Origin of the sequence: Streptomyces collinus, from assembly GCF_031348265.1 — a bacterium.
GTDB lineage: Bacteria > Actinomycetota > Actinomycetes > Streptomycetales > Streptomycetaceae > Streptomyces > Streptomyces collinus.
The window spans coordinates 4963649-4987398 of record NZ_CP133771.1; the positions used below are offsets into that span (position 1 = coordinate 4963649).

Below are 23750 nucleotides of genomic sequence, written 5' to 3' on the forward strand. Positions count from 1 at the left end.
TGACGCATGACGAGCATCGGTGGTGCTTCAACCGGCATGGTCGACTGGAATCTCGCGGTCGCGACCGCGACCCGGCTCGTACGGCCGGGCCCTGAGGTCAGTCGCGACGAGGCCCGGGCCGTCGTCGCGGAGCTGCGCCGGCATGCCAAGGCCTCGGAGGAACACGTCCGCGGATTCACCCGACTGGGCACCGAGGAGGGGCACGACACCCCCGTCCTCGTCGTCGACCGCCCGGGCTGGATCCGGGCGAACGTCGCCGGGTTCCGGGAAATCCTCAAGCCCCTGCTCGACAAGATGCAGGAACGGCGCGGCAACACCCCCGGCGGCTCCGTCATGGGCGCCGTCGGCGGCAAGGTCACCGGCGTCGAACTGGGCATGCTGCTGTCCTTCCTGGCCTCCCGCGTCCTCGGCCAGTACGAGACCTTCGCCCCGGCCACCCGCGAACTCCCCTCCGGCGCCAACGGCGGCGGCCGGCTCCTCCTCGTCGCCCCGAACATCGTCCACGTCGAGCGCGAACTCGACGTCGCCCCCCACGACTTCAGGCTCTGGGTGTGCCTGCACGAGGAGACGCACCGCACCCAGTTCACCGCCGTTCCCTGGCTGCGGGACCACCTGGAGGGTGAGATCCAGGCCTTCCTCCAGGAGACCGACGTCGACCCCATGACCGTCCTCGAACGCGTCCGGGAAGCCGCCCAGACCCTCGCCGGAGGCCGCCCCGAGGCCGAGGAGGACGACGGCGGGCGCTCCCTCGTCGAGATCGTCCAGACCCCCGCCCAGCGCGAGATCCTCGGCCGCCTCACGGCCGTGATGTCCCTGCTGGAGGGCCACGCCGACTTCGTGATGGACGGCGTCGGCCCGGACGTCGTACCGACCGTCGGCGAGATCCGCGAGAAGTTCCAGCAGCGCCGCGCCAAGGGCGCCTCCCGCCTGGACCTGGCCCTGCGCAAGCTGCTCGGCCTGGACGCCAAGCTCCGCCAGTACCGGGACGGCGAACGCTTCGTACGGGCCGTCGTCGACGAGGTCGGCATGGACGGCTTCAACCGGGTGTGGACCTCGCCCAACACCCTCCCCACCAAGTCGGAGATCGCCAAACCGGCGGACTGGGTCGCGCGGGTGCACCGCAGGGCCGAGTAGTGAACATCGCGGGAGAGTCGTGAAAGGAAACCGGCGGACGACAGGCGAACGCCCCTCCAATCACCCGTCCGAGGGACCGTGAGGCAGGGGTAGGCGTGCAATGCTCGGGGAACGGCCCGGTTCTGTCACCATCTACACACTCTGCGTGACCGACACGCGGGCTCACCCCCCGAAAACTTCATGAAGGGAACCGGACATGGGTCCCCATCCTGCGGTCGCGGCGATACGCCTGGCGGTCCGCCGCGTCCTCCACGACCTCCTCACCGAACACCACCGCGTCCCCGCCGCGGTCTCGCACGCCCCCGCGCACGAGCATCCCCCGAGCTCTCGGCTGCGCTCGAGCAGGGAGGTACCCCCACCCCCGCCGCTCGTGCTCGTGGCGTGCTCCGGCGGCGCCGACTCCATGGCCCTCGCCTCCGCCCTCGCCTTCGAGTCCCCCAAGCTCGGCATCAGAGCCGGCGGCATCACCGTCGACCACGGCCTCCAGCCCGGCTCCGACGCCCGCGCCGCTGAAGTCGTCCAGCGCCTGCGCGAACTCGGCCTCGACCCCGTCGACTCCGTCGCCGTCACCGTCGGCCGCACCGGCGGCCCCGAAGCCGCCGCCCGCGACGCCCGCTACGCCGCACTCGACACCGCCGCCGAACGCCACGGCGCCACCGCCGTCCTGCTCGGCCACACCCGCGACGACCAGGCCGAGACCGTCCTGCTCGGCCTCGCCCGCGGCTCCGGCATCCGCTCCCTGTCCGGCATGGCCGCGGTCTCGGGGGCCGGCGGCCGCTACCGGCGCCCCTTCCTGGAGCTCGACCGGCAGACCGCCCGCAAGGCCTGCATGGTCCAGTCCCTGCCCGTCTGGGACGACCCCCACAACGCCGACCCGGCCTACACCCGCTCCCGGCTGCGCCACGAGGGCCTGCCCGCCCTGGAGAAGGCCCTCGGCAAAGGCGTCGTCGAGGCCCTCGCCCGTACGGCCCAGCTCTCCCGCGACGACGCCGACGCCCTCGACTCCTGGGCGAGCCAGGCCGAGGCCACCGTCCGCGACGCCGCAGGGCTCCTGGAGTGCGCCAAGCTCTACGCCCTGCCGCCCGCCGTACGCCGCCGCGTCCTGCGCCGGGCCGCCATCGAGGCCGGGGCGCCCGCCGGGTCGCTGTTCGCCCGCCACATCGAGGAAATCGACCGGCTGATCACCGGCTGGCGCGGTCAGGGAGCCATCAACCTCCCCGGCAAGGTCGTGGCCCGGCGGCAGGGTGGCAGACTGGTGATTCGGCAAGGCTGAACCACGACCCCTCCCCGCAGTCGCCAGGAGGGGCCGCTCGGCCGGTGGGACGACCGAAAGTGATGCGGGTGGACGCGAAAGACATGGGTGCCGACCTCGAGAAGGTGCTCATCACCAAGGAAGAGATCGACGCCAAGCTGACCGAGCTGGCTGCGAAGATCGACGCGGAGTACGCGGGCAAGGATCTGCTGATCGTCGGAGTCCTCAAGGGCGCGGTGATGGTCATGGCCGACCTCGCCCGGGCGCTGTCCACCCCCGTCACCATGGACTGGATGGCCGTATCCTCGTACGGGGCGGGCACCCAGTCCTCCGGTGTGGTGCGGATCCTGAAGGACCTCGACACCGACATCAAGGGCAAGCACGTCCTGATCGTCGAGGACATCATCGACTCCGGCCTGACCCTGTCCTGGCTGCTCTCCAACCTCGGCTCGCGCGAGCCCGCATCCCTCAAGGTGTGCACGCTGCTGCGCAAGCCCGAGGCCGCGAAGGTGGCCATCGACGTGGAATGGGCCGGCTTCGACATCCCCAACGAATTCGTCGTGGGATACGGCCTCGACTACGCCGAGAAGTACCGCAATCTCCCGTTCGTCGGTACGCTCGCGCCCCACGTGTACGGCGGCTGAGAACCCGGCCGGAGTGCCGTGCCGGTGATCGGGAACCCCAGCGGGCTTCCCGCCGTTGGAGCAGGCGTAGGCGGATCGCCAGCCGTCCCTCGCGGCTTCAGGTGACAATGCTGGGGTACCGTCCGAAGAACAGTCTTTATCAAACTCACTATGGCAGGAGGGACGGGGCGGCACCGCTCCGTATGGATGGACGTGAAGCGATACTTCCGTGGGCCGGTCATGTGGATCGTGCTGGCCGTCCTCGCCGTGGTCGTGTTGATGCAGGTCGTCGGCTCGTCCGGCGGCTACAAGACGGTGGACACCGGCCAGGTCGTCCAGGCGATCAACCAGAACAAGGTCGAGTCGGCCAAGCTGACCACCGGTGACGAGTCGATCATCAAGGTCACTCTCAAGGACGGCGTCAAGGTCGAGGACAGCTCCAAGATCCAGGCGAGCTACATCGGCACCCAAGGCGTGGACCTCGCCAACACGCTGCAGAACAAGTACCAGGACAAGCAGATCCCGGACGGCTACACCGTTTCGCCGTCCAAGCAGAACCCGTTCGTCGGCATCCTGCTCTCCCTGCTGCCCTTCGTACTGATCGTGGTCGTGTTCCTGTTCCTGATGAATCAGATGCAGGGCGGCGGCTCCCGGGTCATGAACTTCGGGAAGTCCAAGGCCAAGCTCATCACCAAGGACACCCCCAAGACGACCTTCTCCGACGTCGCCGGATCCGACGAGGCCGTCGAGGAGCTCCACGAGATCAAGGAGTTCCTCCAGGAGCCGGCCAAGTTCCAGGCCGTCGGCGCCAAGATCCCCAAGGGCGTCCTGCTCTACGGGCCTCCCGGCACCGGCAAGACCCTGCTCGCGCGCGCCGTCGCGGGCGAGGCGGGCGTCCCCTTCTACTCGATCTCCGGTTCCGACTTCGTCGAGATGTTCGTCGGTGTCGGTGCCTCCCGAGTCCGTGACCTGTTCGAGCAGGCCAAGGCGAACGCCCCGGCGATCGTCTTCGTCGACGAGATCGACGCGGTCGGCCGCCACCGCGGCGCCGGCCTCGGCGGCGGTCACGACGAGCGCGAGCAGACCCTGAACCAGCTCCTCGTCGAGATGGACGGCTTCGACGTCAAGGGCGGCGTGATCCTCATCGCCGCGACGAACCGGCCCGACATCCTCGACCCGGCGCTGCTGCGCCCCGGCCGTTTCGACCGGCAGATCGCCGTCGACCGCCCGGACATGCAGGGCCGTCTGGAGATCCTCAAGGTCCACCAGAAGGGCAAGCCGGTCGCGCCCGACGTCGACCTGTCGGCCATGGCCCGCCGTACGCCCGGCATGACGGGTGCCGATCTCGCCAACGTGCTGAACGAGGCCGCCCTGCTGACGGCCCGCAGCGACCAGAAGCTGATCGACAACCACATGCTGGACGAGGCGATCGACCGTGTGGTCGCGGGCCCGCAGAAGCGGACCCGGATCATGTCGGACAAGGAGAAGAAGATCACCGCGTACCACGAGGGCGGACACGCCCTGGTCGCGGCGGCTTCGCCGAACTCCGACCCCGTCCACAAGATCACGATCCTGTCGAGAGGCCGGGCCCTCGGCTACACGATGGTGCTGCCGGACGAGGACAAGTACTCGACCACGCGCAACGAGATGCTGGACCAGCTGGCCTACATGCTGGGCGGCCGCGCGGCCGAGGAGCTCGTCTTCCACGACCCGACCACGGGTGCCGCCAACGACATCGAGAAGGCCACCGGTCTGGCCCGCGCGATGGTCACGCAGTACGGCATGACCGAGCGTCTCGGCGCGATCAAGTTCGGTGGCGACAACACCGAGCCGTTCCTCGGCCGTGAGATGTCTCACCAGCGCGACTACTCGGAAGAGGTCGCCGCGCTCGTGGACGAAGAGGTCAAGAAGCTCATCGAGACCGCGCACAACGAGGCGTGGGAGATCCTGGTCGAGAACCGCGACGTCCTCGACAACCTCGTGCTGCAGCTGCTGGAGAAGGAGACGCTGGGCAAGGAGGAGATCGCCGAGATCTTCGCGCCGATCGTCAAGCGCCCGCCGCGGCCCGCCTGGACCGGGTCCTCCCGCCGTACGCCGTCCACCCGTCCGCCGGTCCTCTCCCCCAAGGAGCTGGCCCTGACGAACGGGGCGAACGGCGCGACGCCGGCCATCTCCACCGCGAAGAGCACCGTGGCGGAGCCCGCCCCGGCGCCCGAGCGGACCCCGGAGGACCGCCCCGAGAGCTGACCGGGCTCTCCCGGCCGGCCCACCGGCCCCGGAATGGATGCCGCGCCCCCCAGGTTTTAGCCTGGGGGGCGCGGCTTTGCGCCATATGCGCAGGCCCACCGTGAAGGAACAGGAACGAGGCACCAGATGACCGACCCCGTGACGCTGGACGGCGAGGGCCAGATCGGCGAGTTCGACGAGAAGCGCGCCGAGAACGCCGTACGTGAACTGCTGATCGCGGTCGGCGAGGACCCGGACCGCGAGGGCCTGAGGGAGACGCCGGCGCGGGTGGCACGGGCGTATCGCGAGCTGCTCGCAGGGCTGCGGCAGGAGCCCGAGGACGTTCTGACGACGACGTTCGACCTGGGGCACGACGAGATGGTCCTGGTAAAGGACATCGAGATAGTTTCCCTCTGTGAACATCATTTGTTGCCATTCCATGGTGTAGCCCATGTGGGTTACATCCCGGCCGAAACTGGCAAGATCACCGGCCTGTCGAAGCTCGCGCGTCTCGTCGAGGTGTTCGCCCGGCGGCCGCAGGTGCAGGAACGACTCACCACGCAGATAGCGGACTCGCTGATGAAGATCCTCGAGGCGCGGGGCGCCATCGTCGTGATCGAGGCGGAGCACATGTGCATGTCCGTGCGCGGCATTCGCAAGCCAGGGGCCAAGACCACGACATCTGCGGTCCGTGGCCAGCTTCGGGATGCTACGACCCGGTCCGAGGCGATGAGTCTGATACTGGCGCGCTGACCCGGTTGTCAGCGGTGCCCGATACCGTCCTTGATCAGTGAGGTGATCGCTGCTCAGGGGGGATCGCGGTGGGGTATGGGCTGCCGAGCAAACAGCTGGTGAGCGTGGTCGGCGGGGGTCGCCAAGCCCGGAACGTCGAAGTGGGCTCGAAACTGTGGAGCCTGGCCGGTACGCGAACCGTGCAGACAACCGTCGTCGGCATCTCGGCTGTGAAGGCGCGTGAGGTCGTCGATGTGGTGACCGACCGTGTCACCTTCACCGTTGCCCCGCGGCAGGAGCTGCGCACGACCGAGGGCTGGGTCCCCGCAGTCCACGTGGCGGGCACCATGCTTGCCTGGACTCATGCCCGGAAGTTGTGCCGGGCGCGACCGACGATCGTGGCCGGGTACGAGTTCGGCTACTTCGTCGGGGCCACCTGTGCTGACGGCACGGTCGGCAAGAACTACGTGTCTCTCGTCGTCAATGACGAGTCCTTCGCGTCGCGGTACGCCGAGTGTCTGACCAAGGCCACCGGGCTGTCCGCCCGCATCGAACCGGTGACGCGGCCCTCCGGGTTTCTCGAGCGGGACGTCCCGGGGTTCCGCGTGAGGGTGGTGTCGTCCTACCTCTCCGACGCTCTGCGGCAGTACCTGGGAGGCGACGCGCACCACATGCGGCAGCGCTTCCCACGGGTCGTGCTGTGCGACGACGTCACGTTCGCCGGCTTCCTCGACGGCTATGTGGACGGTGACGGCCATCGGATCCGCAAACACTGGGACGCGCGGGTGGTGGTCAGCGGCAACGTGCCGTTTCTACGGGAGATGGCAGCGATCATCGGAGCGCGATTCACGCCGAACCCCGTGCCAGGTCGTGCGTCGCGTGTGTACATCTCCGACCAGTGGGCCCGCAGGGGAACCTTCCGGCCCGAGTGCCACCCGTTGGAGCCGGAGGAGAACACTTGGGCAGAGGTACGGGACGTTCACCTGCGCCGAGCCACCGGGACGAAGCCCTTCACCCTCTACAGCTACCGCCTCGACCCCCACCCCGGCTTCTTGGTCAACGGGCATCTCGCCCGGCAGGCCTGGTGAGCCCGGGGGCGTCAGACCGTCGGGGCGACCCCCGTGCCGTCGTTCTCGTCGTCCTCCGGGAGCTTGCAGACGCGCTCCAGGAAGAGGGCGGCCGCTATGACGCCGATGCCCGCGAGGACGGAGAGACCGGCGTAGATGGCCTGGTCGCGGCGGGCGGGGATGTCGAGGGACTCCAGGAGGAAGACGCCGGTGCCGCCGTACATGCCGGAGACGAGGGCGGCGACCAGGGCGCTGGCATGGCCGAAGACGACCGCGCGGGCCGCCATGAGGGGGTCGACGCCCTTGGCCTCGGGGCGGCGCTCGCGCTGGGCCTTGAGCCGGGCGCGGATCGAGAGCGCCGTGGCCAGCAGGATGACGGCGATCACGGCCAGGACGATGGGGGCGGCCAGGGGGACGCTGGGGAGCGTTCCGACCGAGTTCCACAGGCGGGCGCCCGCCCAGGAGAGGACTCCGGCCACGACGAACACGCCGGCCAGCACCCGGATACGCAGCTCTCTCACGGTGTCCCTTCGGTTCCCCCGGCTTCCGGCCCGGTTCGCGGCCGTCTTGACCTTAACGGCTACTCGGGCAGCCGGAGTTCCAGGTCGGTGCGGGGCGCCACGCCGTCGCGGGTGACGGCGTCCAGCAGACCGGCGACCGGGCCGCGGCCGGGCAGCTGTGCCTCGGGGTCCAGGTCGTGCCAGGGGGCCAGGACGAAGGCACGTTCGTGGGCGCGGGGGTGGGGGAGGGTGAGCAGCGGGTCGTCGGAGACGACGTCGGCGTAGGAGACGATGTCGACGTCGAGGGTGCGGGGGCCCCAGTGCTCGTCCCGGACGCGGTGGAAGGCCTCCTCGACGGCGTGCGCGCGCTCCAGGAGCGAGGAGGGCGGGAGGGTCGTCTTGAGGACCACGACGGCGTTGAAGTAGGCGGGCTGGCTGCCGGGGTCCACGCCCCAGGGCTCGGTCTCGTAGACGGGGGAGACGCCCTTGATGCGGACGCCGGGCGTGTCCTCCAGGGCGTCGATGGCTCCCTGGAGGGTCTCCAGGCGGTTGCCGAGGTTGGAGCCGAGGGCGACCACGGCCCGTTTGGGGTTGGACAGGGTGGTGTCGGCGGCGTCGACCTTCTCGACGACGGAGGCGGGTACCGGCTGTACGGTCGGGTCGGTCGGACCCTTGATGAAGGGCGCGGTCATGCTCGGCTCCGGGTGATGGTGACGGTCACGTCGTCGAAGGGGACGGTGATCGGGGCGTCCGGTTTGTGGACGCAGACCTCGACCTCCTGCACCCCCTCGTGCTTCAGACAGGCCTGGGCGATGCGCTCGGCGAGCGTCTCGATGAGGTCGACGGGCTCGCCCTGGACGACGGCCACGACCTCCTCCGCCACGATGCCGTAGTGCACGGTCTTCGCCAGGTCGTCGTCGGCCGCGGCCGGTCGGGTGTCCAGGCCGAGGACGAGGTCCACGATGAAGGTCTGGCCCTCTGCGCGTTCCTGGGGGAACACGCCGTGGTGCCCGCGGGCCTTCAGGCCGCGCAGCGCGACACGATCCACGCGAATCACTCCTGCAATCGTCGGTCAGGGCCGGGCGGTGCCGTGTGCGGTCGGCACACCGGCCTCGGTCGAATCTACCTGCGGGCACAAGCGGGCCCGGGCCGTGGGTGGGGGCTTTGGCCGGGCCCGGCAGGATTCATCCGGCGTTTCCCCTGGGGAATCCGCCGGTACACGGGTTGGTAGCCGCCCCTACCCGGGCGTCCGTGATTCCAACCACTTCATGCCGCCTACCCACTCAGGCGGGGGTGTCGTCCTGCTCGTCCTCGTCGGTTTCTGCCAGGACGGGGGAAGCGTGGTGCGACCAGAGTTTCCACCCCAAGGGCGTGCGCCGGAACACGTTGGTGGCGACCACGAGCTGTCCGACGAGCGGGCCGAGCTCCTCGCCGGCGCCCTCGGGGGCGGGGCCGCCGCTGAGGATGTTCTCGGTGCAGTTGACCAGGGCGGTGTCGCCGGTGACGGAGACGTGCACGTCGGTGAGGAAGAACTGGATGTAGTCGGTGTTCGCCATGATCAGCGCGTACGACCGGAGGACCTCGCCGCGGCCGGTGAGCACGGGCCAGCCGGGATGCACGCAGGAGACCACGCCGGTGTCGGCCGGGTCGTGGTAGCTCTCGTCGACGCCCAGGTCGGACGGGGTGAGCCAGAGCGACGCCAGTTCCTCGAAGTCGCCCTGTTCCAGCGCCTCGTAGAAGGCGGTGTTGGCGGCCTCGACCTGCTCGACGTCGGTGTGCGGGGCGCTCACCGGGTTCCTTCTGTGCCGGTGCGCGCTCCCGCGATGGCGCGGGCGACGCGGACCGCGTCGGCCGTGGCGCGGACCTCGTGGACGCGGACGGCCCAGGCGCCGGCGTGCGCGGCGAGTGCGGAGACGGCGGCGGTGGCCGCGTCGCGTTCGCGTGCGGGCGGCGGCGGGCCGTCGGGGCCGGCGAGGATCCGGCCGAGGAAGCGTTTGCGGGAGGCGGCCACGAGCAGGGGGTGGCCGAGGGCGAGGACGCGGTCGAGGCCGGCGAGGAGGGCGAGGTCGTGCTCGGCGTCCTTGGAGAAGCCGAGGCCGGGGTCGACGATGACGCGGTCGGGGGCGATGCCTCCGGCGAGGACGGCCTCCACGCGCGCGTGCAGTTCGTCGACGACTTCGGTGACGACGTCGGTGTACTCGCCCCTGACGTTGCCGCCCTGGAGGAAGCCGCGCCAGTGCATGACGACGAAGGGGGCTCCGGCGTCGGCGACGGCCGGGATCATGCGGGGGTCGGCGAGGCCGCCGCTGACGTCGTTGACGAGGGCGGCGCCGGCCGCGAGGGCCCGTTCGGCGACGGAGGCGCGCATGGTGTCGACGGAGACCGTGACGCCTTCGGAGGCCAGGCCGCGCACGACGGGGACGACGCGGCGCAGTTCCTCCGCTTCGTCGACCCGGGTGGCTCCGGGGCGGGTGGACTCCCCGCCGACGTCGACCAGGTCGGCGCCCTCGGTGACCAGGTCGAGGCCGCGCTTGACGGCGGCCGTGGTGTCGAAGAAGCGGCCGCCGTCGGAGAAGGAGTCGGGGGTGACGTTCACGACTCCCATGACCGCGCAGCGGTCCCGTTCCGGTAGGCCCGCCACGCGCCCGCGTCCGCTCTGGTTGCTCATATGTTCAGCGTAGGCCCCGGCGGGGGCCGTCAGGCGCTGCGGCCCGGGCGACGGCCCCGCGGGAAGCCTCCTAGGCGGCCCGGACACCTCGTTCCGCGGTGCCGTGGGCGCACGGGCGGTGGGCGGCCGGGCGTCGTCGGCGCAGGAAGCGCGGCAGGGGCAGGGCGAGGGTGACGAAGCCCTCGGCCTGCATGGCGGCGAATCCGATGCGGGGCAGGTCGGCGGAGGCGCGGTAGACGACGAAGCGCGGCTCCCAGCGCGGCTGGAACTTGGCGTTGAACTTGTACAGGGACTCGATCTGGAACCAGCGGGAGAGGAAGACCAGCAGTCCGCGCCAGGCGCGCAGCACGGGACCGGCGCCGATCTTCTCGCCGCGGGCGAGGGCGGCACGGAACATGGCGAAGTTGAGGGAGACACGTGCGATGCCCAGCTTGGGGGCGGCCTGGAGGGCGGCCACGATGAGCAGTTCGTTCATGCCGGGGTCGGCCGAGCGGTCGCGGCGCATCAGGTCCAGGGAGACGCCGTCGGTGCCCCAGGGCACGAAGTGCAGGATCGCCTTCAGGTCGCCGTAGGGGCCGGGGTGGTCGTCCTGCTTGTGGGCGGTGGCGATGAGGCAGTCGCCGTCGGCGGGGTCGCCGACGCGGCCCAGGGCCATGGAGAAGCCGCGTTCGGTGTCGGTGCCGCGCCAGTGGTCGGCGGCCTGGCGGATGCGCTCCAGTTCGGCTTCGCCGAGGTCACGGACACGTCGTACCCGGGTTTCGTAACCGGCGCGCTCGATGCGCTTGACCATCTGACGCACGTTGCGCATCGCGCGGCCGGAGAGGGAGAAATCCGCGACGTCCACCACCGCCTCGTCGCCCAGTTCGAGGGCGTCGAGCCCGGTCTCGCGGGTCCACACCTCGCCGCCGGTCTCGGAGCAGCCCATGACGGCGGGGGTCCAGGAGTGGGCCTTGGCCTCGTCCATGAACCGTTCGATGGCGCCGGGCCAGGCCTCGACGTCGCCGATCGGGTCGCCGCTGGCGAGCATCACGCCGGAGACGACGCGGTAGGTGACGGCGGCCTTGCCGCTGGGGGAGAAGACGACGGCCTTGTCGCGGCGCAGGGCGAAGTGGCCGAGGGAGTCGCGGCGCCCGTGCTTGTCGAGCAGGGCGCGCAGCCGGGCCTCGTCCTCCTCGGTGAGCCGTGCGGCGGGGTGTTCGGGGCGGAAGGCCAGGTAGATGGTGGTGACGGCGGTGAGCAGGCCGAGGGCGCCGAGGGAAAAGGCGACGGTCCAGGAGGTGTTGCCCTGGTAGTCGACCGGGCCCTCGAAGCCGAACAGGCCGTAGATGACGTGGGTGATGCGGTCGGCGAGGCTGGGGTCGCCGACGATGCGCTCGCTGTGGACGCTGACGATGAGCAGCCCGAGCAGGAGCGAACCGGCGCTCATGAGAACGAAGTTGGCAAGAGCCCGCCAGCGGCTGCGCGGGTCGGGCAGGGCGTTGAACTGGTCCCGGTGCCGCAGCAGGGGTGCCAGCAGCGCCAGGGAGATCAGCATGCCCACGAGCGAGTGCCGGTAGGTGAACTGGGCGATGGCACCGGCGGGCAGGAGCGCCACGGCGGCCCGCCAGGCCCGGCGCTTGCCGCGCTTGAGGCCGTGGGCGAGCAGCAGCAACAGCACGCCGGTGCTGAGGGACAGGGCGGCGGCGAAGGGGCCGAGCGCGCCGGGCAGGACCTCGGCGATGGCGTGCATCCGGCTGTGCCGGAAGCGAGGGAAGACGCCCGCGCCGACGTCCAGGACGCCCACCAGGGCGCAGGCTCTGCCGACGAGGACGGGGACGGCTTCGGGGCGTGGCCCGCGCAGTATCCGGCTCACCCGGCCCGGGCGGTCCGTGCCGCTGGTGCGGCTCGGAACCTCGCCCGACATTTCCTCATCTGTCCTGACAGACATCGCATCCCGTAGTTCTGCGAGAGACCTTGGATCCGGTACCGATTCGGGCATCCGGCGACATTGCGCCCTCTAGGACGGTGTCTCGTGGGGAGAGGTTCACTCTCCACGTCAAAGCCGTGTCAAAGGCAGAGGAAAGTCCGGGACAAGCCCTTGCGAAGGTGTGTTCGCGGGGCGGCCGGACAGAGAGTGCGGACAGGTAACCAACGCATGGGTCTGACGAGCAACAAGGTGCTGGTGCTGGCGGTGCTGTCCGCGGTGCTGCTGTTCGCCGGCACGGTCTGGCTGTGGCCACGGCTGGCCCGGCGCAGTTGGCGTGCCGTGGGCGGGCGTATCGGCCTGCTGCTGGGCACGCAGCTGGCGCTGTTCGCCGCGGTGGGCCTCGCCGCCAACCAGGCCTTCGGCTTCTACGCGAGCTGGGCGGACCTGTTCGGGCAGGAGAAGGACCAGGGCGTGGTCGTCGACCACACGCCGGGCGGCGGTCCGCTGGAGGTGGTCGGCTCGCGCCCGGTGCCGGGGGCGGGCGGTGCGCTGCCCCGGGCCGGCGGCCGGGTCCAGAAGGTCGAGATCGTGGGCCGTACGACGCGGATCGCCACGCCCGCGTACGTCTATCTGCCGCCGGAGTACTTCCAGTCGCGGTACCGCACCCACAGGTTCCCGGCGGCCGTCGTGCTGACCGGCTATCCGGGTACGGCGTCGGCGCTGGTGGAGAAGCTCCACTATCCGCGTACGGCTCTGGAACTGGCCCGGGACGGCCGGGCGGAGCCGATGATCCTGGTGATGCTGCGGCCCACGGTGGCGCCGCCCCGGGACACGGAGTGCGTCGACATCCCGGGCGGTCCGCAGACCGAGTCGTTCTTCGCGAAGGACCTCCCCGACGCGTTGCGCTCGCACTACAGGGTTGCCGAAAAGGCGGGCGGTCTGGGCATCATCGGCAACTCCACGGGTGGCTACTGCGCCTTGAAGATCGCGCTGCACCATCCCGATGTGTACGCCGCCGGGGCGGGCTTGTCGGCTTACTACAAGGCGCCGATCGACGCCACGACGGGCGATCTCTTCCAGGGCGACAAGGCGCTGCGCAATCGCGCCGATCTGTGGTGGTACCTCGCGCACATGCCCGCTCCCGACACGTCCCTGCTGGTCAGCAGCAGCAAGCGGGGCGAGACCAACTACCGGGACACGCTGAGGTTCATAGAGCGGGTGAAGGGCACCGGGCGGACGCGGATCTCGTCGATCGTCCTGGAAAGCGGCGGGCACAACTTCAACACCTGGCGGCGCGAGATTCCGGCGGCGCTGGAGTGGATGAGCGGGCGGCTGACCGGGCGTGGAAATGATCTTGGGAATTGAGTGGGCGGCCGATTCCGGTTCTTCCCTCGTTCTGGTGCCGTGTGAACGTTTCGGTGTGGTTTTGTTTTTGCGGGGTGGGTCACCATGATTCGCCTACGCGCGGTAAGTTTCTGGCCATGCCACGTGGACGTCACCGCCATTCCCCGCCCCTTCACAGGATGCTGCCCCCGTCGGCGATCGCAGGCGTCTCCCTCGTCTGCGCGTTGGGCCCCTGGGTGTTCACGGAGCCGATGGTGCTCCGCGGTCTGGCCGCGGCCGCTGCGGCGACGGCGGTCATCGGCGCGGTCGTGCTGCGCCGTTGGGACACCCAGGCGGGCAAGCGCGTCGCCGACCTCACGCGCGCGCGTGCGAGCGACGAGTGGCGCTTCGAGGAGCGTGTCGCCGAACTGGAGGCCGACCTGGACGAGTCGCGCGAGCTGCGGGCGAAGCTGGAGCAGCGGCTGCGCGCCAAGCGCACGGAACTGGCCGGTCTGCGCAACGAACACGCCGCGCTGCTGCGCCGGTACGCCACGTCGGAGACCGAACGCGCGAGCGTCCTCGAAGACCGCCGGATGCTCGAGATAGAGGCGACGGCTCCGGTACGGGCCGCGCTGCCGGCAGGTGCGTCGGACACCGCGCCGGACGCGGACGGGACGTCCGCCGCTCTCGCCGTGGAGGAGGAGAGCGCGGTTCCCGCCGTGTTCTCGCCCGAGGGTTCCCGGCTGTTCCTGCGGGCCGCGGCCGCACTCGCCCGGTTCGACGGCGAGACGGTCCCGGACCCGGACGGCGGCGGCGACGGCGACGGCGTACCGAAGGGCGAGGACGCGGAGTTCGCACAGGAGCAGGAGCAGGAGCAGGAGCAGGAGCAGGAGCAGGAGCAGGAGCAGTCGCAGCAGGAACAGCCGGAGCAGGAGCGGGCGGAGCAGGAGCGGGCGGAGCAGCGCGAGCAGGCGCCGCAGGACGAGGCGCAGCCGCAGTCCGAGACGGACGACGGGCACGAGCGCACGACCGCCGAGACGTCCGTGCCGACCGCCGAGACGTCCGCGCCGGGCGACGGGGCTGCCGCGCCGGGCGACGGGACCGGCCGGCTCCCGGAGCCCGTGCGGGCCGAGCAGCCCGCGGGCCGGCGCTCCGGCCACTACACCGTGCCGACCGCCGTGGCCGTCCCGCCGCAGTCGCCGGTGCGGCGTCCGCAGGCCGGCGGCGGGTTCGACTTCTTCGGCACGAAGGCGGGCACCTCGCGAGCGGCCCTGGAGGCCGTGCAGAACGAGGACCTCGCCGATGTCGTCGGACAGGAGGCGCTCGCCCTGCACAAGGCCGAGACCGAGGCCCGTTACAAGCCGGCCGACGAGGAGTCGCGCGGCATCGGCCAGGTCATCGACCTGACGGCGCACGACGAGACGGAGCAGATCGACGTCCAGGGGCTGCGCAGCGCGGTGTCCTGATGCTTCTTCCGACGCGGGGCCCCTCGGCTACGGCCGAGGGGCCCCGCGCATGTGCGCGGTCATGCCATCCAGCGGTCCGGCCGCGCGTCCCGGCGCCCCGTGCGGGACCGTTCCGCCTGGGCCGCCAGCAGCTCGCGCGCCTCGGCCGCGTCCCGCAGCCGGGCCCGCACGGTCTTGTTCGCGCCCGTGTCCACACACACGTCGGCGACACCCCGGGCCCGCTCCCACGGCCCCTGTGTCATCCGTACGCTCTGCACCTTGGCGTGCGGCACCAGCGCCAGGCTCCGCCGCAGCAGCCCGGACCGGGACGCGAACACCGCGTCCGTGACGGCGAGTCCGTACCCGCGCCACCACAGCGGCACGCACCAGCGGGCGCCGCGCGGCGCCGGTGACAGGTCCGCGGGGCCCGGCACGCTCACCCCGGGCAGCACGCGCGCGACGACGTCCTCGGCGATCTCGCGCGGGGCGACCGGCACCAGCACGGAGTTGGACGAGCCCGCCACGTCCAGTTCCACGCGCACCCAGCCGCGCCGCCGCCACAGCAGCGGTTCCACGATCCGTACGGTCTGGACCCGTCCCGGCGGCACCGTCTCGTGGGACCGGTCCAGCAGCCCGTGGTCGATCCGCAGCCCGTCGGGCGACTCGCCCAGCGTCCAGTCGTACTCGGCGACGAACCGTCCGACGCTGCTCGCGCCCGCCGTGCCCAGCAGCGGCAGGGCGACCGCGAGGACCGTCCACAGGCTGTGGGTGAGCAGCCACAGCACCGGCGGGACGACGAGCGCCGCGGCCAGCGACATCCAGGTCGCGCCCGTCAGCACCAGCGACAGGGCCAGCACACGGGGCGGCACCCGCAGCAGCTGCCGGGACGGGGCCTCACCGACCTCGTGCGCGGTCTCGGGTGCGAAACCGGCCGCCCGGGCGAGCAGTTCGGCCCGCAGCGTCCGCGCCTCGTCCGCACCGAGGAAGGCCAGTTCGTCCTTCTTGTCTGTGCCTATGACGTCGAGTTTCAGCTTGGCGACGCCCGCGACCCGGGCCAGCAGCGGCTGGGTGACGTCGACGGCCTGGATCCGCTCCAGCCGGATGTGCGCGGTGCGCCGGAAGACCAGCCCGGTACGGATGCGCAGTTCGGTCTCGGTCACCGCGAAGTGCGTGAACCACCAGGAGCAGAAGCCGTAGAGGGCGGCGGCCGGAACGAGCACGGCGAGCCCGATCAGCAGGGTGGTCGTCGTCAGCCGGGTCAGATGGCGCTGCGTCCCGTCGGGGTCGTGCACGGCCCAGCCGATCAGCACGGCGACCGGTGCCCAGGCGCGGCGCAGCGGGGTGACGGGGTGCAGCCGCCGCTCGGTCACCTCGGCGGCGACCTCGGAGGCCTCGGCGGCCCCGGGCGCCGTCACAGTCCCGCCGACCGGGCTTCGCCCAGCTCGGTGAGCCGGTCGCGCAGCCGCTCCGCCTCGGCCGGGTCCAGGCCGGGGATGGTCGCGTCGGTGGCCGCGGCGGCCGTGTGCAGCTGCACGCTGGCCAGCCCGAAGTGCCGCTCGACGGGCCCGGAGGTGACCTCGACCAGCTGCATCCGCCCGTACGGCACGACCGTCTCCTCGCGCCACAGCACGCCCCGGCTGATCAGCAGGTCGTCGGCCCGCTCGGCGTACCGCCAGGAACGCCAGTTGCGCTCGGTCATCACCCAGCCCCAGACCAGCAGCGCCAGCGGCGGCAGCGCGAAGGCGGCCCAGGCGGGCCCGGCCAGCAGCCCCGGCACCAGCCCGGCGGCCAGGGTGATCAGCCCGAGCCACACCACCAGCAGCAGCCGGCGCATCTTCAGCAGGCCGGGCGGCAGCGCGATCCACACCGGCTCGCCCCCGGCCGCCTCGACCGTGCCCTGCGCCACGTCCGGTCCCGTGTCCTGCGGACTCCCCGTATCCATGGGGCCAGCGTACGTAGGGGAGACTGTGTCCATGACTCCTACGACGGAGACCATGGTCGGAATCGGCGGCGCCGCGGAGAGCACCGACATGGTGCTCAACATCGGGCCGCAACACCCGTCCACCCATGGCGTGCTGCGGCTGAAGCTCGTCCTGGACGGCGAGCGCATCAGGCACGCGGAGCCGGTGATCGGCTACATGCACCGCGGCGCGGAGAAGCTGTTCGAGGCGCGCGACTACCGCCAGATCATCATGCTCGCCAACCGCCACGACTGGCTGTCGGCGTTCTCCAACGAGCTGGGCGTGGTCCTCGCCGTGGAGCGGATGCTCGGCATGGAGGTCCCCGAGCGGGCGGTGTGGCTGCGCACGCTGCTCGCCGAGCTGAACCGGGTGCTCAACCACCTGATGTTCCTCGGCTCGTACCCGCTGGAACTCGGCGGGATCACCCCGATCTTCTACGCCTTCCGGGAGCGCGAGGAGCTCCAGCACGTCATGGAGGAGATCTCCGGCGGGCGGATGCACTACATGTTCAACCGGGTGGGCGGCCTCAAGGAGGACCTGCCGGCCGGGTGGACCACCCGCGCGCGCACTGCCGTCGCCGACGTGCGCTCCCGCATGGACCGCTTCGACGACCTGGTGCTCGGCAACGAGATCTTCCGCGGCCGCACGAGGAACGTCGGTGTCCTCACCCCGGAGGCCGTGCACGCCTACGGGGTCAGCGGGCCGATCGGCCGCGCCTCGGGCGTCGACTTCGACCTGCGCCGCGACGAGCCGTACCTCGCCTACGGCGACCTCCAGGACACGCTGAAGGTGGTCACCCGGCGGGAGGGCGACTGCCTCGCCCGCTTCGAGTGCCTCCTGGAGCAGACGCACAACGCGCTGGACCTGGCCGACGCCTGCCTCGACCGGCTTGCCGAGCTGCCGCCCGGGCCGGTCAACCAGCGGCTCCCGAAGGTCCTCAAGGCACCCGAGGGCCACACGTACGCGTGGACCGAGAACCCCCTCGGCATCAACGGCTACTACCTCGTCAGCAAGGGCGAGAAGACCCCGTACCGGCTGAAGCTGCGCTCGGCGTCGTACAACAACATCCAGGCGCTGACGGAGCTGCTGCCGGGGACGCTGGTCGCGGACATGGTGGCGATCCTGGGGTCGATGTTCTTCGTGGTCGGGGACATCGACAAGTAGCGCCTGGAACAAGTGGCGCCTGGAAGGTGCCTAGAAGGGGTCCTCGACGCCGACGGGCTGCACCAGCCAGCCGAAATCGCCCAGCCCGCCCGCCGCGGTGAGCTCGGCGGCCTCACCGGCGCCCGCGAGGGCGCGTACATAGGCGGCGGGGTCGGTGGAGGCCAGCGTGAGCGGGGGGCGCGCGCCGGTCACGCCCAGGGTGCGCAGCGCCTCGCGCTGGGGGAGCACGCGCCCGCCGGGCAGCGCGCAGGCGTCCAGGGCGACGTGTGCGGTGATGTCGCAGGAGCCGTCCGGTACCGGTGTCGTCTCGCGGCCCCCGCGGAAGCCGGTCAGCGTCCCGAACGGCGGCCGGGTGTCCACCGTGTGCGCGTAGTCCACGGCGACGGCGAGCCCCCGCCCGAGCGTCGCGACCGCCGCGGCCCACGCCTCGTCCCGGGACAGGCCGATCTCGGCCCGCAGCCCCTCCTCGCCCGGCAGCGGCCACCACCGCTCCAGCCACCGCGCCGGGTCCCCGTCCACCGGCTCGCCGAGCCGCTCGGTCCCGTCCTCCCGGACCAGCACCAGCCGCGCGACCCCCGCGGCGTCCACCTCCGCGACCTCCACGGTCACGTTGTCCAGCCACTCGTTGGCGAACAGCAGCCCCGTCGTCCCCCGCGGGGGCTCGGCCAGCCACTCGATCCGGTGATCGAGCCCCGTCGGCCGCTCGGCGATGTCGACGGCGTACGCGCGCGTGCGGGCCGCGACGCCCGCGGGCAGCGCGGCCAGCACCCCGCCCGTCAGCTCGCCCCGTCCGGCCCCCATGTCGACGAAGTCCAGCGCCGCGGGCCGCCCCAGCGCCTCGTCGACCCGGCACAGCAGCCGTGCCACGGCCCCGGCGAACAGCGGCGACGCGTGCACGGACGTCCGGAAATGCCCGGCCGGTCCCTCCGCGCGCCGGTAGAAGCCCCCCGGCGCGTACAGGGCGTCCTGCGCCGCCGCACGCCACCCGCGCCACTCACGCCACTCTTGCCTCGTCCTTGCCGTCACCGGGCCAGGCTATGCGGACACAACGAACGCAACTCCACCTTGCGGAGTACGTGCGCCCGGTGCGGATCGGTCCTCCGGTTGACCCCTGCACCTATCGCGCTTCCCTACGCTGGGTTACGTGCAGCGCCTCTATGACTTCCTCCGCAGGCACCCGATGTGGGTCGACGGCTTCTGGGCCGTGGTCCTCCTCGGGATTTCGGTGCTGGGCGGGGCGGCGGGCGAGCGGATCGGCCCGTGGGCCGCCGTCCTTCCGATCACGCTGCTGCTGAGCCTCGTGGTCGCGCTGCGCCGCCGGATGCCGGAGAAGATGCTGCTGCTGGCGGCCGCGGTGGGCGTGGCGCAGCTGGTCACCGACGTCGCGATCCTGCCCGCCGACTTCGCCATGCTGGTGATCGTCTACACGGTCGCGGTGGAAGGCTCCCGCTGGGCCTCCCGCTTCGCGCTGGTCGCCGGCCTGTGCGCGGCCCCCCTGGCGCAGCTGCGCTGGTCGAACGAGCAGACGGGGGTCGCGGGCGACATCGCCCTGGCGGTCCTCCAGACCGTTCCCTTCGCCCTCGCCTGGGTGCTCGGCGACTCCATCCGCACCCGGCGCGCCTACTTCGCGCAGCTGGAGGAGCGGGCCGCCCGCCTGGAGAAGGAGCGCGAGGCGCAGTCCAAGGTCGCCGTCGCCGCCGAACGGGCCCGGATCGCCCGCGAATTGCACGACGTCGTCGCGCACAACGTCTCGGTCATGGTGGTCCAGGCGGACGGCGCCGCCTACGTCCTCGACGCCGCGCCCGACCAGGCCAAGAAGGCCCTGGAGACGATCTCCTCCACCGGCCGCCAGGCCCTCGCCGAGATGCGCCGCCTGCTCGGCGTGCTGCGCACCGGCGAGCACCAGGAGGCCGGCGAGTACGTGCCGCAGCCCGACGTGGAGCAGATCGAGGACCTCGTCGAGCAGTGCCGCACCTCCGGACTGCCCGTCGACTTCAAGGTCGAGGGCACGGCCCGCCCGCTGCCCAGCGGCGTGGAGCTCACCGCCTACCGCATCGTGCAGGAGGCGCTGACCAACACCCGCAAGCACGGCGGACCGAACGCGGGCGCGAGCGTCCGCCTGGTCTACTTCGACGACGGCCTCGGCCTGCTCGTCGAGGACGACGGCAAGGGCGCCCCGCACGAGCTGTACGAGGAGGGCGGGTTCGACGGCCAGGGCCACGGTCTGATCGGCATGCGCGAGCGGGTCGGTATGGTCGGCGGCACCCTGGACGCGGGCCCGCGCCCGGGCGGAGGATTCCGCATCAGTGCCCTGCTGCCGCTCAAACCCGCGCACTGACGCCGACGCACGCCCCTCACTGACACCTGTAACGACCCCGATAGGGAAGAGGCCCGATGACGATCCGCGTGATGCTCGTCGACGACCAGGTGCTGCTGCGCACCGGGTTCCGGATGGTGCTCGCCGCCCAGCCGGACATGGAGGTCGTGGCGGAGGCGGGCGACGGCGTCGAGGCCCTCCAGGAACTGCGGACGACCGAGGTCGACGTGGTGCTGATGGACGTCCGGATGCCGAAGCTCGACGGGGTGGAGACGACCCGCCGGATCTGCGCCGACACCGACCCGCCGAAGGTGCTCATCCTGACCACCTTCGACCTCGACGAGTACGCCTTCTCCGGGCTGAAGGCGGGGGCCTCCGGCTTCATGCTCAAGGACGTGCCCCCGGCGGAGCTCCTGGCCGCGATCAGGGCCGTGCACAGCGGTGACGCGGTCGTGGCGCCCTCCACCACCCGGCGCCTGCTGGACCGCTTCGCACCGATGCTGCCCGGCACCGAGCAGCCCCAGCACAAGGAACTGGAGCGGCTCACCGGGCGGGAGCGCGAGGTCATGGTGCTGGTCGCGCAGGGCCTGTCCAACGGCGAGATCGCGGCGCGGCTGGTGCTGTCGGAGGCGACGGTGAAGACGCACGTGGGCCGCATCCTCACCAAGCTCGGGCTCCGGGACCGGGTGCAGGTCGTGGTGCTGGCCTACGAGACGGGGCTGGTGCGCGCCGGCGGACACGGCTGACCCGCGGGCCGGCCACCCGCCGGCTACCTGAGGATCCCCTCCAGGAACTCGCTGCCGAGCCGGGCCACCACCGTCACGTCCAGCTGGTGCAGGACGTAGCGGCCGCGGCGGCGGGTGGTGATCAGGCCCGCCTTCTTCAGCACGGCCAGGTGCCGGGATATCTCCGGGGCCGTCATGCCGTGCACCTGCGCCAGCTCGCTGGTGGTGTGCGCGCTGCGGGCCAGATGGCGGCACATGCGCATCCGGACCGGGTGGGACAGCGCGGCCATCCGCATGGCCAGCTGCTCCAGTGTCTGCGGTGCGGCGAGCTCCGGGGAGCCGACCGGGTAGTGCAGCACCGGCTGCCAGCCGTACCGGTGCAGGACCATCAGATGGGGCCAGCCGAGGCTGGTCGGGACGAGCAGCAGGCCGCCGTCGCCCGTGGCCGTACGGCCGTCGCCCAGCTTGTCGACCGTGATGTGGGCGGCCTCCTCGTCGAGCGTGATCGCCGGGGACACCGCGGCCAGCGCCTCGGCCAGGCCCTTGCGCCGTAGCAGGTCCGTCTTGTGCCGGGCGTCCGCCGCGAGCTGGTGGCGCAGCCGGGACCAGGCCTCCGCGAAGAACGCCTCGTCGCAGTCCCGGAGAAACTGCCGCAGCCAGGCCCGGATCCGGGGCGGGTCGGCCAGCAGCCGTTCCCCGAAGCGCAGTTGCCGCGGTCCGCGAGCGGCGGCCAGGTCCAGCGCCCTGCGGCGCGTCTCCGGGTCGGACAGCGTCGTCGGTTCGCTCTCGCCGTAGCAGGTGCCACAGGTGAACTCCAGCGCCGCGTCCACGAACTGCTCGTCGGACAGCTTGTCGAGCTGGTCCAGCTCCTCGGCGAGGCCGGCGCCCGGCAGCGCGTGCCGGTCCGGCAGGCCCGCCCAGGGCAGGAACAGGTCCGAGAACGTCGTCCGCCACAGGAAGTCCGCCTCGCACATGCGGTCGGCCAGATGCGGGTCGAGCCGGGCCGTCACGGCCGTCACCCAGCCCTGCAGGCCCGGGTGGTGAGCCGGTTCGGACAGCGCGTGCAGCGCCATGCCGAGCTCGGCCAGGGGCGAGGGCACGACGGCGACCTCCTCCGGCCGCAGCCCCGCGATGTCGATGTGCACGCTCATGCCCTCATGGTGCACCCGGCCACTGACAACGCCCCCGCCGATTGACGGGCCTCGTCAATCGACGCGACGCCACGCGCGGCGCGGGCGCACGGTGGGACCACCGGGGCAGCCGCGGAGCCTTCGGACCTCCATCACCCCGTCCCGCAGAGGCGATTCACCATGAGCATCACGCAGCAGCACCTCCTCGACGCCTACCGCGCCCGCTCCCTGGGCGAGCCCGTCCCGCCCGCCCCGGGCACGCACGACCGGCGGGTCGTACGGGAGCGGTGCGACGAACGGCGGTTCCGTGCGGTCCTCTCAGGCCGCCCGGCCCGCCACGGGCTCCGGGACGTCCTGGGCCGGTGGCGGCGGCGCCCTAGCTGACCTGCTCCGGCAGCCGGGCCACGAACTCCGCCACCGCCGCCTTCACTTCCTCGGCGGTCCACTCCATCCCGGCGGCCCGCAGGTGCACCTCCGTCAGCGCCAGCCCGGGCCCGCCCCGGTCCCAGGCGCTGCCGAAGAGCATGACCCCCGTCTCCTCGGCCGTCCGCACCGCCACCTCCCCGAGGACGTCCGGCTCGTACGGCAGCCACACCTGGAAGTCGTGGGTGTGCGGCACCTCCGGGTGCACGCGCGCCCACGGCACCCCGGCCGCCGCGAACCCCTCGCGCAGGGCGGCTGCCACCACGCGCGCGTGGAGCACGTACTCCGGCAGCCGGGGCAGCTCCCGGTCCAGCCCGACCAGCGCCGACAGCACCGTCGGGAACTGCTGGAAGACCATCCCGCCGTACCGGTGCCGCCAGGCCTTCGCCTCCTCGACGAGCTCCCCGGGGCCCGCGAGCGCCGCGCCGCCGAACGCTTCGAGGGACTTGTAGAACGACACGTAGACGCTGTCGGCCAGGCCCGCGATCTCCTCCAGGGGCCGGCCGAAGTGGACGGTGGACTCCCAGAGGCGGGCCCCGTCGAAGTGCACCACCGCGTCCCGGTCCCGCGCGGCCTGCACGACCTCGGTGAGCTCCTCCCAGGCGGGCAGCACGAAACCGGCGTCCCTGAGGGGCAGTTCCAGCATCAGCGCCCCGAAGGGCTCCTCGAAGTCGCGTACCTCGGCCGCTGTCGGAAGCCGCGGCTCGCTCGTCAGCCGCAGCGTGCGCAGGCCCCCGACCTCGCTGAACGCGTTCCGCTCGTGCACCTCGGGATGGCTGAGCGCGTGCAGGGCGACGGCCGGGTTCCCGGTGCGGCCCGCCCAGCAGCGCAGGGCCACCTGCTGGGCCATCGTGCCCGTCGGGAAGAACGCGGCGGCCTCGGTGCCGAGCAGCCCCGCGACCTTCGTCTCCAGCGCCTCGACGACGCCGTCGCCGTACACGTCGGACAGCTGGTCCAGGTCGTGGACGCCGTCCGCCTCCGCCAGCACCGCCAGACGCTCCCGGAGGGTCCGGTGGAAGCCGAAGCGCGCGAACACGCGCCGGGCCGAGCGATGGGCGGCCAGCCGCCGTTCCCGCAGCCCCGCGCCCCGGTCCTCTTCCGCCGCCTGTTCGTCTCGCTGCGCTGTCTCCGTCATGCCCCGGATCCTCCCTCGC

At 71.8% G+C, this 23750-nt stretch carries 23 protein-coding genes; 12 read left to right on the plus strand and 11 right to left on the minus strand.

From position 1 onward, the window contains the following. The first annotated feature begins 6 nt into the window (after window positions 1-6). From RFN52_RS22580 to RFN52_RS22605, 6 genes are all read left to right on the plus strand, one after another. Window positions 7-1134 carry an Rv3626c family coenzyme F420 biosynthesis-associated protein gene (locus tag RFN52_RS22580; protein WP_184848458.1) on the plus strand — a complete coding sequence of 376 codons (1128 nt, stop codon included), beginning with the start codon at window positions 7-9 and terminating at the stop codon, window positions 1132-1134. Between the two features lie 196 nt (window positions 1135-1330). After that, window positions 1331-2407, plus strand: coding sequence for a tRNA lysidine(34) synthetase TilS (gene tilS / locus RFN52_RS22585; RefSeq protein WP_184848460.1), 1077 nt, complete (start codon window positions 1331-1333; stop codon window positions 2405-2407). A 62-nt stretch (window positions 2408-2469) separates the two neighbouring features. Further along, on the plus strand, window positions 2470-3030 hold the full coding sequence (gene hpt / locus RFN52_RS22590; RefSeq protein ID WP_102913044.1) for a hypoxanthine phosphoribosyltransferase: 561 nt from the start codon (window positions 2470-2472) through the stop codon (window positions 3028-3030). A 186-nt stretch (window positions 3031-3216) separates the two neighbouring features. Continuing rightward, the gene (ftsH, locus tag RFN52_RS22595; protein ID WP_184848462.1) at window positions 3217-5256 is read left to right on the plus strand and encodes an ATP-dependent zinc metalloprotease FtsH; all 2040 of its coding nucleotides are present in this window, start codon (window positions 3217-3219) and stop codon (window positions 5254-5256) included. Between the two features lie 126 nt (window positions 5257-5382). Then, window positions 5383-5988, plus strand: coding sequence for a GTP cyclohydrolase I FolE (gene folE, locus RFN52_RS22600; RefSeq protein ID WP_184848464.1), 606 nt, complete (start codon window positions 5383-5385; stop codon window positions 5986-5988). Window positions 5989-6167: 179 nt separating this feature from the next. After that, window positions 6168-7055 (plus strand): hypothetical protein, encoded by an 888-nt coding sequence (locus RFN52_RS22605; RefSeq protein ID WP_311241031.1) that lies wholly within the window; start codon window positions 6168-6170, stop codon window positions 7053-7055. A gap of 11 nt (window positions 7056-7066) precedes the next feature. Here the strand turns inward: RFN52_RS22605 and RFN52_RS22610 are convergent, their stop codons facing one another. From RFN52_RS22610 to RFN52_RS22635, 6 genes are all read right to left on the minus strand, one after another. After that, on the minus strand, window positions 7067-7555 hold the full coding sequence (locus tag RFN52_RS22610; RefSeq protein ID WP_184560865.1) for a DUF3180 domain-containing protein: 489 nt from the start codon (window positions 7553-7555) through the stop codon (window positions 7067-7069). Window positions 7556-7614: 59 nt separating this feature from the next. Further along, window positions 7615-8226, minus strand: coding sequence for a 2-amino-4-hydroxy-6-hydroxymethyldihydropteridine diphosphokinase (gene folK, locus RFN52_RS22615; protein ID WP_184848466.1), 612 nt, complete (start codon window positions 8224-8226; stop codon window positions 7615-7617). After that, window positions 8223-8582 carry a dihydroneopterin aldolase gene (folB, locus tag RFN52_RS22620; protein ID WP_184848468.1) on the minus strand — a complete coding sequence of 120 codons (360 nt, stop codon included), beginning with the start codon at window positions 8580-8582 and terminating at the stop codon, window positions 8223-8225. The genes folK and folB overlap by 4 nt, the downstream gene beginning before the upstream one ends. A gap of 235 nt (window positions 8583-8817) precedes the next feature. Beyond that, window positions 8818-9324 carry a nuclear transport factor 2 family protein gene (locus tag RFN52_RS22625; protein WP_107460336.1) on the minus strand — a complete coding sequence of 169 codons (507 nt, stop codon included), beginning with the start codon at window positions 9322-9324 and terminating at the stop codon, window positions 8818-8820. Then, the gene (gene folP / locus RFN52_RS22630) at window positions 9321-10202 is read right to left on the minus strand and encodes a dihydropteroate synthase (RefSeq protein WP_184848469.1); all 882 of its coding nucleotides are present in this window, start codon (window positions 10200-10202) and stop codon (window positions 9321-9323) included. The genes RFN52_RS22625 and folP overlap by 4 nt, the downstream gene beginning before the upstream one ends. Window positions 10203-10272: 70 nt before the next feature. After that, complete coding sequence (locus tag RFN52_RS22635; protein ID WP_184848471.1) at window positions 10273-12105, minus strand: phosphatidylglycerol lysyltransferase domain-containing protein; 1833 nt, start codon at window positions 12103-12105, stop codon at window positions 10273-10275. A gap of 231 nt (window positions 12106-12336) precedes the next feature. Between RFN52_RS22635 and RFN52_RS22640 the strand changes: the two genes are divergently transcribed. Beyond that, window positions 12337-13473, plus strand: a complete 1137-nt coding sequence (locus RFN52_RS22640) for an alpha/beta hydrolase (RefSeq protein WP_184848473.1) — start codon at window positions 12337-12339, stop codon at window positions 13471-13473. A gap of 158 nt (window positions 13474-13631) precedes the next feature. Then, window positions 13632-14897, plus strand: a complete 1266-nt coding sequence (locus tag RFN52_RS22645; protein ID WP_311241032.1) for a hypothetical protein — start codon at window positions 13632-13634, stop codon at window positions 14895-14897. 59 nt (window positions 14898-14956) lie between these two features. On the opposite strand, the gene RFN52_RS22650 is transcribed toward RFN52_RS22645, so the two are convergent. Then, the gene (locus tag RFN52_RS22650) at window positions 14957-16291 is read right to left on the minus strand and encodes a PH domain-containing protein (protein ID WP_184848476.1); all 1335 of its coding nucleotides are present in this window, start codon (window positions 16289-16291) and stop codon (window positions 14957-14959) included. Further along, the gene (locus RFN52_RS22655; protein ID WP_184848478.1) at window positions 16288-16818 is read right to left on the minus strand and encodes a PH domain-containing protein; all 531 of its coding nucleotides are present in this window, start codon (window positions 16816-16818) and stop codon (window positions 16288-16290) included. Before RFN52_RS22655 ends, RFN52_RS22650 begins: the two co-directional genes overlap by 4 nt. 31 nt (window positions 16819-16849) lie before the next feature. Between RFN52_RS22655 and RFN52_RS22660 the strand changes: the two genes are divergently transcribed. Then, window positions 16850-18001: an NADH-quinone oxidoreductase subunit D gene (locus RFN52_RS22660; RefSeq protein ID WP_184848480.1), complete on the plus strand. Its 1152-nt coding sequence runs from the start codon at window positions 16850-16852 to the stop codon at window positions 17999-18001. A 30-nt stretch (window positions 18002-18031) separates the two neighbouring features. Here the strand turns inward: RFN52_RS22660 and RFN52_RS22665 are convergent, their stop codons facing one another. Next, window positions 18032-19027, minus strand: coding sequence for an SAM-dependent methyltransferase (locus tag RFN52_RS22665; protein WP_184848483.1), 996 nt, complete (start codon window positions 19025-19027; stop codon window positions 18032-18034). A gap of 118 nt (window positions 19028-19145) precedes the next feature. Here RFN52_RS22665 and RFN52_RS22670 point away from each other — a divergent pair, with 118 nt between their 5' ends. After that, complete coding sequence (locus RFN52_RS22670; protein WP_184848485.1) at window positions 19146-20339, plus strand: sensor histidine kinase; 1194 nt, start codon at window positions 19146-19148, stop codon at window positions 20337-20339. A 56-nt stretch (window positions 20340-20395) separates the two neighbouring features. Continuing rightward, on the plus strand, window positions 20396-21064 hold the full coding sequence (locus RFN52_RS22675) for a response regulator (RefSeq protein ID WP_184848487.1): 669 nt from the start codon (window positions 20396-20398) through the stop codon (window positions 21062-21064). Window positions 21065-21087: 23 nt separating this feature from the next. On the opposite strand, the gene RFN52_RS22680 is transcribed toward RFN52_RS22675, so the two are convergent. Further along, window positions 21088-22194, minus strand: coding sequence for a DUF5937 family protein (locus RFN52_RS22680; RefSeq protein ID WP_184848489.1), 1107 nt, complete (start codon window positions 22192-22194; stop codon window positions 21088-21090). A gap of 159 nt (window positions 22195-22353) precedes the next feature. On the opposite strand from RFN52_RS22680, the gene RFN52_RS22685 reads away from it, so the two are divergent. After that, window positions 22354-22557: a hypothetical protein gene (locus RFN52_RS22685; RefSeq protein WP_184848491.1), complete on the plus strand. Its 204-nt coding sequence runs from the start codon at window positions 22354-22356 to the stop codon at window positions 22555-22557. On the opposite strand, the gene RFN52_RS22690 is transcribed toward RFN52_RS22685, so the two are convergent. Further along, on the minus strand, window positions 22550-23731 hold the full coding sequence (locus RFN52_RS22690; protein ID WP_184848493.1) for a threonine aldolase family protein: 1182 nt from the start codon (window positions 23729-23731) through the stop codon (window positions 22550-22552). The genes RFN52_RS22685 and RFN52_RS22690 overlap by 8 nt on opposite strands. Window positions 23732-23750 lie beyond the last annotated feature (19 nt).